The sequence below is a fragment of the Bergeriella denitrificans NBRC 102155 genome (genome assembly GCF_001592185.1).
In the GTDB taxonomy this organism is placed as follows: Bacteria; Pseudomonadota; Gammaproteobacteria; order Burkholderiales; family Neisseriaceae; genus Neisseria; species Neisseria denitrificans.
In genome coordinates this window covers 1-13,050 of the sequence record NZ_BCWL01000033.1, presented here as the reverse complement: position 1 = coordinate 13,050, position 13,050 = coordinate 1, and the positions used below count along the sequence as shown (strand labels likewise).

General features: G+C 58.2%; 20 protein-coding genes. All 20 read left to right on the top strand.

Annotation, left to right across the window (positions count from 1 at the left end; all coding sequences use genetic code 11):
* A partial coding sequence (locus tag BDE01S_RS03620) for a TnsB C-terminal domain-containing protein (protein ID WP_066077532.1) occupies window positions 1-1,401 on the top strand: 1,401 nt, incomplete at its 5' end.
* On the top strand, window positions 1,398-2,540 hold the full coding sequence (locus BDE01S_RS03615; protein WP_066077530.1) for an ExeA family protein: 1,143 nt from the start codon (window positions 1,398-1,400) through the stop codon (window positions 2,538-2,540). The genes BDE01S_RS03620 and BDE01S_RS03615, both read left to right, overlap by 4 nt.
* Window positions 2,540-2,749: a hypothetical protein gene (locus BDE01S_RS03610; RefSeq protein WP_066077528.1), complete on the top strand. Its 210-nt coding sequence runs from the start codon at window positions 2,540-2,542 to the stop codon at window positions 2,747-2,749. Before BDE01S_RS03615 ends, BDE01S_RS03610 begins: the two co-directional genes overlap by 1 nt.
* Window positions 2,718-2,939, top strand: a complete 222-nt coding sequence (locus BDE01S_RS03605) for a hypothetical protein (protein WP_123795580.1) — start codon at window positions 2,718-2,720, stop codon at window positions 2,937-2,939. Before BDE01S_RS03610 ends, BDE01S_RS03605 begins: the two co-directional genes overlap by 32 nt.
* 1 nt (window position 2,940) lies before the next feature.
* Entirely contained in the window at window positions 2,941-3,123 is a 183-nt protein-coding gene (locus BDE01S_RS03600; RefSeq protein WP_066077523.1) for a hypothetical protein, read from the top strand.
* 3 nt (window positions 3,124-3,126) lie between these two features.
* Entirely contained in the window at window positions 3,127-3,963 is an 837-nt protein-coding gene (locus BDE01S_RS03595) for an HI_1489 N-terminal domain-containing protein (RefSeq protein WP_066077521.1), read from the top strand.
* Entirely contained in the window at window positions 3,960-4,565 is a 606-nt protein-coding gene (locus BDE01S_RS03590) for a DUF3164 family protein (protein ID WP_066077520.1), read from the top strand. The genes BDE01S_RS03595 and BDE01S_RS03590 overlap by 4 nt, the downstream gene beginning before the upstream one ends.
* Window positions 4,566-4,568: 3 nt before the next feature.
* Window positions 4,569-5,456, top strand: coding sequence for a recombination-associated protein RdgC (locus tag BDE01S_RS03585; protein ID WP_066077518.1), 888 nt, complete (start codon window positions 4,569-4,571; stop codon window positions 5,454-5,456).
* Between the two features lie 11 nt (window positions 5,457-5,467).
* Window positions 5,468-5,641: a hypothetical protein gene (locus tag BDE01S_RS11260; protein WP_156472595.1), complete on the top strand. Its 174-nt coding sequence runs from the start codon at window positions 5,468-5,470 to the stop codon at window positions 5,639-5,641.
* Between the two features lie 50 nt (window positions 5,642-5,691).
* Window positions 5,692-5,967, top strand: coding sequence for an HU family DNA-binding protein (locus BDE01S_RS03580; protein ID WP_066077517.1), 276 nt, complete (start codon window positions 5,692-5,694; stop codon window positions 5,965-5,967).
* A gap of 155 nt (window positions 5,968-6,122) precedes the next feature.
* Window positions 6,123-6,581 (top strand): regulatory protein GemA, encoded by a 459-nt coding sequence (locus BDE01S_RS03575; protein WP_066077514.1) that lies wholly within the window; start codon window positions 6,123-6,125, stop codon window positions 6,579-6,581.
* Entirely contained in the window at window positions 6,578-6,931 is a 354-nt protein-coding gene (locus BDE01S_RS03570) for a Mor transcription activator family protein (RefSeq protein ID WP_066077512.1), read from the top strand. Before BDE01S_RS03575 ends, BDE01S_RS03570 begins: the two co-directional genes overlap by 4 nt.
* A 230-nt stretch (window positions 6,932-7,161) precedes the next feature.
* Window positions 7,162-8,157 (top strand): 2-oxoacid:acceptor oxidoreductase, encoded by a 996-nt coding sequence (locus BDE01S_RS03565; RefSeq protein WP_066077510.1) that lies wholly within the window; start codon window positions 7,162-7,164, stop codon window positions 8,155-8,157.
* Between the two features lie 41 nt (window positions 8,158-8,198).
* A complete protein-coding gene (locus BDE01S_RS03560; protein WP_066077508.1) occupies window positions 8,199-9,137 on the top strand; it encodes a hypothetical protein in 939 nt (312 codons plus the stop codon).
* Window positions 9,138-9,182: 45 nt separating this feature from the next.
* The gene (locus tag BDE01S_RS03555; RefSeq protein ID WP_066077504.1) at window positions 9,183-9,515 is read left to right on the top strand and encodes a capsid cement protein; all 333 of its coding nucleotides are present in this window, start codon (window positions 9,183-9,185) and stop codon (window positions 9,513-9,515) included.
* A gap of 2 nt (window positions 9,516-9,517) precedes the next feature.
* Entirely contained in the window at window positions 9,518-9,817 is a 300-nt protein-coding gene (locus BDE01S_RS03550; RefSeq protein WP_066077502.1) for a hypothetical protein, read from the top strand.
* A gap of 3 nt (window positions 9,818-9,820) precedes the next feature.
* Window positions 9,821-10,273, top strand: a complete 453-nt coding sequence (locus BDE01S_RS03545) for a gp436 family protein (protein ID WP_066077500.1) — start codon at window positions 9,821-9,823, stop codon at window positions 10,271-10,273.
* Window positions 10,273-10,776: a Gp37 family protein gene (locus tag BDE01S_RS03540; RefSeq protein ID WP_066077498.1), complete on the top strand. Its 504-nt coding sequence runs from the start codon at window positions 10,273-10,275 to the stop codon at window positions 10,774-10,776. The genes BDE01S_RS03545 and BDE01S_RS03540 overlap by 1 nt, the downstream gene beginning before the upstream one ends.
* A 63-nt stretch (window positions 10,777-10,839) precedes the next feature.
* Window positions 10,840-12,231: a phage tail sheath family protein gene (locus tag BDE01S_RS03535; RefSeq protein WP_066077497.1), complete on the top strand. Its 1,392-nt coding sequence runs from the start codon at window positions 10,840-10,842 to the stop codon at window positions 12,229-12,231.
* Window positions 12,232-12,253: 22 nt separating this feature from the next.
* Window positions 12,254-12,769, top strand: a complete 516-nt coding sequence (locus BDE01S_RS03530) for a phage major tail tube protein (RefSeq protein ID WP_066077495.1) — start codon at window positions 12,254-12,256, stop codon at window positions 12,767-12,769.
* Window positions 12,770-13,050 lie beyond the last annotated feature (281 nt).

The window sequence follows — 13,050 nt, the reverse complement described above, 5'->3', positions numbered from 1 at the left end:
TTGCGCGAATACCGGCTGCACCCCGACCAGCTTTTGCAGCCCGACCCGGTCAACCGCATGAAGTCGGAGCACCCGAACCATTGCTGGCAAATCGACCCGAGTTTGTGCGTACTCTACTACCTGCCGCGCCAAGGCAGAGACACGGGGCTGCGGGTGATGAAAGAGGAGGAGTTTTACAAAAACAAGCCGAAAAACGTCATCAAAATCGAGCAGGACCGTGTGTGGAGATACACCGGCACCGACCACGCCAGCGGCGCGATTGTCGCCCGCTACTACTTCGGCGGCGAGACTTCGGCCAACCTGTGCGACTTTTTCATCTACATGATGCAGGCCAAAGAAGATATTGCCAAAGACCCGTTTCGCGGCGTACCGCGCATGGTGATGCTCGACCCGGGCAGCGCGAATACTTCGGCGGCATTCAAAAATCTGTGTAAATCGCTGGATGTGCATGTGCAGATTAACAAGCCGGGCAATCCGCGCGCCAAGGGGCAGGTGGAAAAAGCCAACAACATTGTGGAAACGGCGTTTGAAAGCGGCCTGCGCTTTACCGAAGTATCCGACATCGACCAATTGAACGAGCTGGCGGAACGTTGGATGCGCTACTACAACGCCACGCAAATCCACAGCCGCCACGGCCTGACCCGCTATCAGGCTTGGAACAAAATCAAGGCGGAGCAGCTTATTCTGCCGCCCCCTGCGGAATATTGCAGGGAGCTGGCCATCAGCACGCCGAAAGAGGCGAAGGTGTCGCCCGATTTGGAAATCCGCTTCGGCGGCCGCTATTACAGCGTGAAAGACATTCGGGGCGTATTGGTCGGGCAGAAGCTCTTGGTGGCCAAGAACCCTTGGGAAACCGACGGCGCACGGGTGGCAACCTATGATGCCGATGGCAACGAAATCTGGCAGGCAGTACCGCAGATTGAGTTTGACGAAATGGGCTTCCGAGCCGATGCCGCAGTTATCGGGGCGGAATACAAAGGCCGGATCGATACCGTCGCGCAGCAACATGCCAAGGAGCTGGACAAATTGGCGATGGGCGCGGACACATTGGAAGAAGCGGCGGCCAAACGCAAAGGTAAGGCCGTACCGTTTAACGGCGAAATCGACCCCTACAAACATCAGGAAGATACGCTGGCCGCACGCAATACGCTGTATCTGCCGAAACAAGGCACGCAGATGGAATACAACCGTATGGAAGTAGCCGAGCAGGTGCTCTCCAAGGTGGAAATGGCCAAGCTGTTGAAACCGCGCATCGAAGCCGCGGGCGGCGATTGGAAACAGGCGGTCAGGATGCTTCAGACGGCCTATCCGCAAGGCATAGAAGCAAGCAGATTGGACGAGGCGTTCGATAAATTGATGAATGCAGGCCGTCTGAAAATTCACAGAACGGGAAGCTTATGAAAGCAGCGTTTAAACAAATCGGCAAATCCTATGCTGCCGCTGCCGCCGAAATCGGCTGCAGCAAGCCGATGTTGGTAGCGGTGGTGAACCACGGGAACTGGCCGAAAAAAGGCGCAAACGAATTGCGCGAAAAACTGAAGCAGTATTTTGAAAAGAATGGTGCGGACATCCCAGCGAGCCTGAGAAACGAGCCGGAAGCCGCACCTGCCCACCCTAATGAAAGCGAGGACAAAGAGATGTTACTACGAAAAGCGAAAATCAACCAAGCCGCCAAACAGCATTTCGGGCTGGTGCGCGACCCGTTCCACGATGAAATCCAGTCTGCCGATGATGTGTTTATGACCCCCGATGTGCGCTATGTACGCGAGGCGATGTTTCAGACGGCCTGCCACGGCGGCTTTGTGGCGGTGGTGGGCGAAAGCGGCGCGGGCAAATCGACCCTGCGCGAAGATTTGCAAGACCGCATCAACCGCGAAGGCCGCCAGATTGTGCTGATTGAGCCGTATGTGTTGGCGATGGAAGACAACGACCAGAAAGGCAAAACGCTCAAGGCGGTGCATATTGCCGAAGCGATTTTGGAAGCGGTATCGCCGGGCAGCAGCCCGAAACGCAGCCCCGAAGCGCGTTTCCGCCAAATCCACCGCGCCTTGCAGGAAAGCGCGAAGGCGGGCAACAAGCATTTGCTCTTAATCGAAGAAGCGCACGGCCTGCCGCTGCCGACGCTGAAGCACCTGAAACGCTTTTTTGAATTGAAATCGGGCTTCGAGCGGCTGTTGGGCATTGTGCTAATCGGGCAGACCGAGCTGGCGCAGAAGCTCAGCGAAAACAATCCGGCTGTCCGCGAGGTGGTGCAGCGTTGCGAAGTGGTGACGCTCCTGCCGCTGACCGACGGCAAATTGGAAGGTTATCTGAAGCACAAGTTTGCCCGCGCCGGAGCGGACGTTACCCAAATTCTGGCACAGTCGGCCATCGACGCTGTAGCGGAGCGGCTGACGGTAAAAAGCCGCAGCAGCAAAGGCACGGAGCTGCACAGCCTGCTCTATCCGCTGGCGGTTAACAACTTGGTATCTGCGGCGATGAATCAGGCGGCGGAGCTGGGCTTCGATACGGTAGACGGCGATGTGGTGCGGGGTGTGTGATGAGCGCGAAACGATTGATTACCGCCTATATCCTGCTGCTGTGGCTGGCGGTGTTGGCGATATTTTCTGCCTGCTCCCCGCAGGGTGCGGCGGCGGCAGAAGCGGCGGAGGCACACGAGGCTTGGGAAAAGGTGTACGGCGGTATGAATGAGGCCGAATTGATGGCGGGCGTGGTGTATGAGCCGATTGGAGGGTGTGATGAAGATTGAGCGGGATTACGGCAGGATTAAGGCCAAAGTGTGGCGCGAGCGCAGCGGCTGCGTATGCTGCGAGCTGTCGGATACGCAGGGGGTGTTTATTTTGCTGCTGGTATCGGCGGATGCCCTGGAAGAAGAAGCCGATGTGGTGGCTCAGGCATTGCGCTGTTTGAGCAGCGAAGATTTGAGAAAGGCGGCTTGAGATGGGAGCCAAAATCTACGCGCTGTACAAAGGGGAAAACTTGATTGATACGGGTACGGTTTACCAGTTGGCCAAACGGCAGAATGTGCAGGTCAAAACCATACGTTATTACCAAACCCCGAATTACCAAAAACGCAATCACGGCCATAACCATCGGGTTCTGGTTTTACTGGAAGGAGATTGAGCCATGAAACTACGCTGCCCCGCCTGCGGCGCGGCCATGAGCTTGGAGGTATTGATTGCCCATGACGACGCACGCGAAGCCTTGATTGCGCTGACGGGCATTTCCGACGAACTGACCCGCGCCATGCTCAAGTATCTGACCCTGTTTCGGCCGTCTGAAAAAGATTTGAGCTTTGCCCGTGTAGCCAAGCTGCTCGGGGAGCTGCTGCCGATGATACGGGCGGGGGAAATCAGCCGCGGCAGAAAAGCCTACCCCGCGCCGAGGGAAGCATGGATTTGGGCGGCCGGCCGCTGCCTCGAAGCCCGCGACAAAGGCCGCTTGACCCCGCCTCTGTCGTCGCACGGCTTCCTGCTGGAAAACATCACATTCTGGCAGCAGCAAGCCCCCGCCCCGACTCTCTCCCGTCATGACGGAGGAGGGAGCGGAGGAGCAAGAAACAGCAAGCTGCGGCAAGGCGCGGCGGCTTTGCTGGAATGGGCGGGAAACGACTGGCTGCGGCTGGAAATCGCGCAAGGGCTGACCATGCTTTCGGCGCAAAACATGAAAGGCCGTCCGGCTGCGGCGGATATGGCGGTAGTCGGCGAGATGTGGGCGCAGCGGCTCGCCGGGCGCGAAGCATGGAATGAGGAACTCGACCGGATACGCATTCAGACGGCCTTTAAGATGTTGGCCGATTTTGAAGAATGGCCGAATGTGGCCGAACTGATACGCAACCTGCCGCCGCGCCTGATACCGCGCCAAATGCTCGAGCCGCCGAAACTCGATATGGAAAAAGGCCGCCAAGCGGCAGGCCGTTTGAAAGAAGTTTTGAAACAGGCAACGAAAGGAAAAACAACATGACTGATTTAAGCCAATACAGACAAGACGCCAAGGGCAATTTAATCCCGCTGGCCAACATCAAAGAAACCGACCTGCTGCGCGATGAGCTGGTAATGGAAATAGTCGGCAAGGCGCAGGCGGTACAGGCAAATATCGCTGATTTCAAACAGCAGGCAATGGACGATATTGCCGCCTTCGCGCAGCTTTCCGCCGACCGCTACGACGTAAAGCTCGGCGGCAAGAAAGGCAATATCAGCCTGCACAGCTTCGACGGCCAATACCGCGTCAATCTGGCGATTCAGGACACGCTGGTCTTCGACGAAGGCTTGCTGGCCGCCAAAGCCCTGATTGACGAGTGTATCAACGAATGGACGGAAGGCAGCCGCAGCGAATTGAAAACGCTGATTAACGCGGCATTTCAAGTGGATAAAGAAGGCAACCTCTCCACCGCCCGCGTGCTGGGTCTGCGCCGTTTGGACATCGAAGACCACAAATGGCAGAAAGCAATGGAGGCTTTGAGCGACAGCCTGCAAGTGCATACCAGCAAGCCGTTTGTGCGCGTGTACAAACGCGATGAGGCGGGGGCGTATCAATTGATGAATTTAGATATTGCGAAGGTGTAAGAGATGTGGTTCAAACAATTGACACCGTTTGTTTTGTTGGAAAAACCCGAGGCAAGGCATTTGGAAGAATCGCTCGGCGGCAGTTGGTTTGTACCGCCGCAAGGTTTGGATCGGTTCTCCGAGGGTTTCAGTAATCCCGTACCTTTTGATTTTGACCGTGCGGTTTACGAAACCGAAGGCCGTCTGAAATTCTGCCTGAAACGCGAAGAAAAGATATTGCCGTCGGGTACCGTCAATACACTGCTTACGGATAAAGTTCTGAAAATCGAGCGAAATGAAGGGCGCACAATCGGCCGCCGCGAACGCGGGGAGTTGCGCTGGCAGATTATCGATGATTTGCTGCCGCGCGCACTGACCAACACTTCCCGCATTTACGGCATTTTTGCCGGACGATATTTGTTGGTCGACACCGCCTCCCGTAACCGTTCGGAAAACCTGCTGGTCAAGCTGCGTGAAGCACTCGGCGGATTGGAAGCCCGATTGCCACATACCAAGCAGTCGCCGGGCAGCCTGATGACCGAATGGCTGCTGCTCGGCGAATGCGGCGGCGGCTTCGAGCTGGATTGTGATGTAGCACTGCGCGGTGTGGGCAATGTAGCTCCGAAAGTACGCGTATCTCTGAAAAATTTGACTGATGAAGACGTGGTGCGCCATGCGCAAAACGGCATGACGGTTACGGAGCTGGGTTTGGTATGGCGCGACCGTATTGCCTTTGTATTGACCGACGAGCTGACGTTTAAACGTATCAGATGGCTGGATACGGTATTGGAAGAGTCCGAAGGTGCAGATGACGCGCAAAGCAAGGCATACGCCGAACAAATAATTATGTGCAGTATGCTGGAAATCATGCTGGCGGAGCTGCTGGAACAGCTCGGCGGCCTGACTGAATAGGAAGGAAAACAATGGCGAAATTAATGATTGTATTGGAAGACGTACCGGAAGGCGTGGCAGTAAGCTGCTTTGGCGAGCAACCGCCCAAAGACAAGCAGCAGCAAACCGAGGCGCAGCGCATGGCCTTTGCCATGAGGGACGCACTGCAAGAGCACGCAGAGAAACACAAAGTAAACATCCATTAACCTGAACCCGCGCGGCACGGTTTGCCGCATTTCAAAACTTGGAGTAAACCATGAATAAAACCGAACTGATTGCCGCGATTGCCGAACAATCCGGCCTGACCAAAGCAGAAGCTACCCGCGCGTTGCAGGCGTTTGAATGCGCCGTGATTGACGAATTGGCGGGCGGCGGAGAAGTGGCGTTGACCGGCTTCGGCACCTTCCGCGCCGTCAAAGTCGAAGCGCGTAACGGGCGCAATCCCAAAACAGGCGAAACCATTTTACTGCCGGCGCATACCGCTCCGAAATTTAAAGCGGGCAAGGCTTTGAAAGACGCAGTCAATCCGTAAAGCAGCCCCGTGCAAATGCCGTCTGAAAATATTTTCAGACGGCATTTTTATTTGCCATCCCATTATTTTGCGGATAGAATAATTTATAACAACATGATTATTAATGTAAAAAGTGCAACGCTGTTGCACTTTTTGAGAATTCCGCGAAAGGTAAAATGGAAACCGCCGCCCAAAAACGCAGCCGCCTGATTAAGCTGCTGCACGTTGCCAAGTCCAAGCTGCTGCTGGCCGATGGGGACTACCGCTGCCTGCTGGCCAATGTGTCTCAGGGCAAGACGAGCAGCACCAAATTATCGCTTGAAGAATTGGAGCTGGCTCTGCGGGCGATGAAGGCGCGGGGTTTTGTGGTGGCGGCCAAGCCGCAGGGCGGCGGCGCGGATATTCCGGTGTTCGAGCCGCAGGAGGATATGGCGGGGCAGGTTAAAAAAATACGCGCGCTGTGGTTGGAGCTGCACCGCTTGGGCGCGGTACGCAATCCGTCGGAGCTGGCTCTGGCCAAGTTTGTGAAGCGCATGACGGGGGTGGATTATCAGGGGTGGCTGGACGTAGATAATGCGTCAAAAGTCATCGAGCATTTGAAGAAATGGGTTTTGAGAGTCGTAGGTACGGTATGAGCATAGCGGATAACAAACGGGCGGCGGAATTGATGGTCGATTTGGAGGAGCAGATTGCGGCATGTTTGGTGTCGGTGTCGAATACCGACCGCCAGACCGCACGAATCACGGCGCGGCAGGTGTCGGCGCACATCAGCAAGCATTGGGGCGGCCAGCTTTTGTATATCCCCAAAAACCATTTGGGTAAATTGGACGAACGCGATGCGGAAATCTGGCGCAGGTTCGACGGCAAAAACCATGCGGAGCTGGCGCGTGAGTTCGATTTGACCATGCAGCAGATTTATAAGATTGTGCGCGATGCGGCGGCTCATCATCGGGCGAAACGGCAGATTGATTTGTTCGCTTCGTAGGCTTTCAAGCGCAATAGCGGTCAGGTTTTGTCCTGACCGCTTTTATATTGCGTTTCGGAATGCGGTCGAGGGTTTGCCTACCCCGCAGCCGAAACGCGCTTAAAACGCAAATTTGGGGCTTTTTTGAAACCGCCCTTCGGCCGTCTGAATTTTTAAAGCCTTTTAAAAGACCCCGCACCTGCGGCGGGCGACAATCCCTGCAACGATAAGGATAAAGCAGGGATTTTTTTATGGCTCACGAGATTTTCAGGGCGGGTACGCATACCGACAACAACGGCAGAAAGGTCACGATTACCGCTGCCGAGTTGGAACAGGCGGCCGCTGCCTACGACCCCGCGCTGCACGAAGCGCCGGTAGTGGTCGGCCATCCGGCAACCGACGCGCCTGCCTACGGCTGGGTGGGCGGTTTGAAAGCGGACGGCGGCACGCTTTCCGCCGACTTCGCCCAAGTGGACGATGATTTCGCCGGTTTGGTGCGTGCCGGACGCTATAAGAAAGTTTCGGCGAGCTTCTACCCGCCGTCCAGTCCGAACAACCCCAAGCCCGGCGTGTGGTATTTGCGCCATGTCGGTTTCTTGGGCGCACATCCGCCCGCAGTCAAAGGACTGGCGGCGGTGGCCTTTGCGGAAAACGAGGAATTTGCCCAATTCGGCGAAGCCGAACCTGAAATCCAACCCAACCCCAACCCACAGGAGAACCCCATGACCTTGGAAGAACAACTGGCGGCGGAGAAAGCCGCCCGCGAAGCAGCCGAAGCGGAAGCCGCTGCGGCCAAGGCGCAGGCTGCCGAAACAGCCGCCGAGCTGCAAAAGCTGCAGGACGAGCAGGAGCGCGATTTGCGCGAAGCCGCCCACCAACAGAATGCCGACTTTGCCGAAGGCTTGGTGAAGTCAGGCCGTCTGAAACCGGCCGATAAAGACTTAGTGGTGCGTGCGCTGGATTTTGCCGAGCACCCCGAACACTACACCGCCGATTTCGGCGAAGGCGAAGCCAAGAAGCCGTTGGCGGCTGCGCTGCGCGGTTTCTTGGCGGCGGTATTGCCCGAGTACAAACTGGGCGGCCATCTGGCCAAAGGCCGCCAAACCGTGAAACCGGCAGACTTGTCCGCCGACTTTGCCGAAGCCGCCGACCCCGAAGCCCTAAGCCACCACGAGCGCGCGCTGGCTTTGGCGGAAAAAGAAGGCATTGATTACGCCGAGGCCGCGCGCCGCACGGCTGCTGTTTAATCAAAAGTTGCGACACCGCAACATTTCAAAAAGGAAAAAACATGAGTAACGCTCATTTGAAACAACTGCGCGGTCAGGTCGATCCGGTCTTGACCCGGCTCGCTTTGGGCTACAAGCAGGCCGACTTTATCGCCGAGCGCGTGTTCCCGGTGGTATTCACCGACAAAGAAGGTGTGCGCGTGCCGGTGTTCGGCAAGGGCTCGTTTGTGGAATACGACACCGAACGCGCCGTCGGCGCGGCCTCCAACATCATCACGCTGGACAGCCCGGGCTATCTGCCGGTGGTGCTGGAAGAGCACGATTTGGCGGCCGGCGTGGACTACCGCGAGCAGGCCGAAAGCCAATACGACGAACGTGCCAAGGCCACGCGCCGCGCCGTGAAAGGCGTGCAGCTGCGCCAAGAGATTGAAACGGCGCGCCTGCTTTCCGGTAAGGCGGCTTACGAATCCGGCCACAGCAAAGACCTGTCCGCCACCAAGCAATGGAGCAACCCAGAAGCCGATGTACTGTCTGAAATCGCCGACGCCAAAGAAGTGGTGCGTGCCGCCTGCGGCGTGACCCCGCGCGTGTTGGTGGTGGGCGCGAGCGTGTTGCACGCTTTGCAGAAAAACGAAGCCCTGCGCGGCGCATTGGGCGCGAACGAGCGCAAAACGCTGCTGAGTACCGAGCAAATCCGCAATCTGTTGGATTTGGACGACATCATCGTCGGCGGCGCGGTATCCACTCCTCATGCCAAAAAACAGACCGCCGACGTGTGGGGCAAGTTCGCCAGCCTGATTGTGCGCCCGAATGCGGCCTCCGGCGGCAACGACGAGGGCGAGCCGAGCTTCGGCTACACCTTCCGCCGACGCGGCATGCCGCTGGTCGACCGCTACGAAGCCGAAGGCGGCAAAGTGGAATACGCCCGCTACACCGACATCCGCAAAGCGGCGGTGGTCGGCTCGACTTGCGGCTTTTTGTTTGAAAAAGCGATTGCTTAAATCCTGTGTCGGGCAGGAATGCCCGACCTACTTTGGAGAACCGATATGGCACAAACCAAACAAGTGGTCTTAACCGCTACCGTCAAAGCAGCCGGTCCGATTGTGGCCAACCGCTTTGTAAATTTTGAAAACAAACAGGCCAAGGCCGGCGAAGCGGTGTTGGGCGTGTCGCCTTACGACTGCGACGAGGGCGATACCGCGGCTGCGGACATCATCGGCATTGCGCTGGTAGAAGCCGGTGGCGCGGTGGCTGCGGGCAACGAAGTGGGCGCGGACGCGCAGGGCTGCGCGGTAACGGGTGCGGCGAAGGCTGCGGGCACGGCATTGACCGCGGCCGAAGCGGCGGGCGACATCATCCGCGTATTGCTGAAAGGTTAATCATGGCCAAGATTTATATTGCCAACACACCGCTGATTCTGCAGGACGAAGCGGGTAAAGACTTCCGCGTGGAAACGGGCGAAGCGGTGGAGCTGACCGACGCGCAATACGAAGCGGTGGCGGTGCACGTTAGCCCGACTTTGAGCACCGGCGAAGAGTTGGACGCGCAACAGGCAGAAATTTCAGACGGCCTACCGTCCGAAACCGATGCGGAAAGGCCGTCTGAAAACGCCGAAGCCGCACCTGCCGATACCGGCAAACCCAAACGCGGCGGCCGCCGCGCCAAAGCGGAAGCGGAGTAAGACGTGTACATCAGCCGCGAAGACTTGGCCGCCGCCGTCAGCCGCACGGAGCTGATTCAGCTTTCCAATGACGACGGCTACGGCAGCGAACCCGATTGGGCCATCGTTGACCGCGCCATCGCCTACGCCTGCGAGCTGGCCGACGGCTATCTGATGGGGCGTTATACCCTGCCGCTCGACCCCGCGCCCAGCCTGCTGCGCCCGATTTGCACGGATATTGCGCGGTGGTGGCTGCACCAGCGGCGGGTGAATGCGGCGGATTTCCCCAAGCCCTTAGAGGCGGCGCACGCCAATGCGGTGAAGCTGTTGGAGCAAATCCGCGACGGCAAAATCCATTTGGGTGTGCGTGTCGGCGACACCGCCGGGCCGTCCGGCGGTGCGGTGGAGCAAGCGCACGGCGAGCGCGGCGCGTACCAAGTGCGCGCCAACCGCCGGCAGGACTGGAGCGGCTACTGATGGCGGCGACACGACCGATACTGCTCGCCCTGCGCGACCATCTTCAGACGGCCTTGCCCGATTATGCGGTGGAGCTGTTTCCCGACAATCCCGCCGCCTACCGCTTTATCCACCCGAAAGGCGCGATACTGGTGGGCTATCAGGGCAGCCGTTTCAGCCGCCCCGACGGGCTGGGCATGATTGGCCAGCAGCGCGACATCACGCTGCACCTGACCGTGTTCGGGCGCGGCCTGCACCACGACGGCGCGGCTTTGGATTTGCTCGACGCGCTCAGGCTGGCCGTGACCGGCTACGCGCCGCCGCACTGCCTGCCCTGCCATCTGCTCTCGGAAGCCTTCCTGAGCGAAGACGGCGGCGCGTGGCAGTATGAATTGCGGGTGCAGACCGAGACGCAGCAGGTGCAGGTCTGCGCGGCAGAAAACCTGCCCAAGTTTATTGCCGCCCGCTACCGCCGCGACGGGCAGCCCTTAGATACCGATTTGAAACCCGACCCCCACCCCTAACCCTCCCCCGCTGCGGCGGGAGAGGGGGACGAGGCAGATTTGCTATTGATTTAGGAGAACAACATGGCAGCAGCATTCCACCACGGCACGGAGACCATCCGCATTGACGGCGGCTCCAATCCCGTTTACACCGTCGACGGCGCCATTACCGCCATCGTCGGCACCGCTCCGGCAGGCGCGGTCAACGAATTGACCGTGTGCCAAACCAAAAAAGACTTCGCGCAGTTCGGCACGCAAACCGCCAAGGGCTTCACGCTCCCCGACGCGGCGCACATCTTCACGCGCTACGGCTCGGGCATTGCCTACGTGGTCAACGTCTGCGACCCGGACAAACACAAAACCGCGGTACAAGGCGAAGCCTTAACCGTCGACACCGACACGCTGACCGCCCGCACCGCCCATATCGCGCTGCAGCCGGGCTACACCGTGCGCGACGGCGGCACAGAATTGAGTGAGGGCGCGGATTACACCCTTGACGCCGCCGCCGGCGAAATCGTGTTCAAAACCAAACCGGCCGACCCCGCCGTCGACTACACCTACACCGACCCGGCTAAAGTGACCGAAGCCGACATTCTCGGCGGCTTTCAGGCAGCCACCGGCAAGCGCACCGGCTTGGAATTGCTGACCGAAGGCTTCAACCGCTTCGGCACGGACGCCAAAATCATTATCGTGCCAGAATACGACCAAACCGCCGCCTGCGCCGCCGCCATGATTGTGCTGGCGGAAAAACTCCATGCCATCGCCTACATCAACGCCCCCAAAGGCACCGGTCTGTCGCAGGCGATGGAAGGACGGGGTCCTTCCGGCAGCATTAATTTCAACACGTCCAGCGACCGCGCCCAGCTTTTTTATCCGCACGTTACCGGCTTATTGGGTTTGGAAAGCCTTGCCACCCACGCCGCAGGGCTGCGCATGAAAACCGATGTGGAAAACGGCTATTGGTACAGCATTTCCAACCGCGAACTTTTGGGCGTCACCGGCGTGGAAATCGGCCTGACCGCCCGCGCCGACGACCCGCAGAGCGAAACCAACCGCCTCAACGAAAAAGGCATCACCACCGTATTCAACAGCTACGGCACGGGCTACCGCCTCTGGGGCAACCGCCTGGCCTGCTTCCCGAGCGTGACCCACATCAAAAACTTCGAAACCGCCCAGCGCACCGGCGATTTGATTGACGAGAGTATCCGCCGCGCCGAGCTGCAATACATCGACCGCCCGATTGACGACGCACTCTTGGACAGCCTGGTGGAAACCGTGCGCACCTATCTGGGCACGCTGCGCTCCATCGTCGGCTTCAACGTGGGCTTGGATTACGACTACGATTTGGCCGACGCCTTCAGCAAAGGCCAGGTGCCGATTGTGTACGACTACACGCCCAAGCTGCCTGCCGAGCGCATTACCAATACCAGCGTGCTGACCCGCAAATATCTGGTCAATCTGGCCGGTACGAATTAAGGCCGTCTGAAAGGAAAACAACATGAGCCAAATTAACGCCATTTATAACGCCAACGTCTATATCGACGGCAACAACCTCTTGGGCAAAGCCGCCGAATTCAAACTGCCGGAAATGGAAATCGGCCAAGACGAATTCAAAGGCTTGGGCTTGGCCGGCACCATCAAACTGCCCAACGGCGTGGAAGCTCTCGAAGGCGAAATTACGTGGAACAGCTTCTTCCCCGAAGTCGCCAAACGCGCCGCCAACCCGTTCAAAGCGGTGCAGCTGATGGTACGCGCCAACTACCAGACCTTCGACGCGCGCGGCTTGGCGCAGGAAGTGCCGCTGGTGACGTTTGTCACCGCCGTGTTCAGCAAAAACGCGCTGGGTGGCTACAAACCCAAGGAAAAGGCCGAGTTCAGCAGCACCTTCCAAGCCACCGAAATCCGCCAAATGCTCGACGGCCGCGAAGTGCTGTATTTCAACGCCCTGACCAACGCCTACCGCGTGGACGGCCAAGACGTACTCAGCCAAATGCGTAAAAACATCGGCGCGTAGGCCGTCTGAAAAACCGACCCGGAACAAGAAACACCCTGCTTTGTGGCAGGGTGTTTTTTTTAAAGGCTTTTAAAAGCCGCGCGGTTTCAGACGGCCTAAACTGACATCCGACATGCGGGATTCGTCCGGCCGCCCCGCACGGCCTGTTTTTGAAAAAGGATTGCAAAAATGACCCAAGCCAAACAACTGCACAGCGAGATGGGTATCAGCCAAGACGTGAAACTGAAATACCCGGTACGCCTGCCGACGGGAGAGGTGTTGGAGAAAGTGAGCGTGCGCCG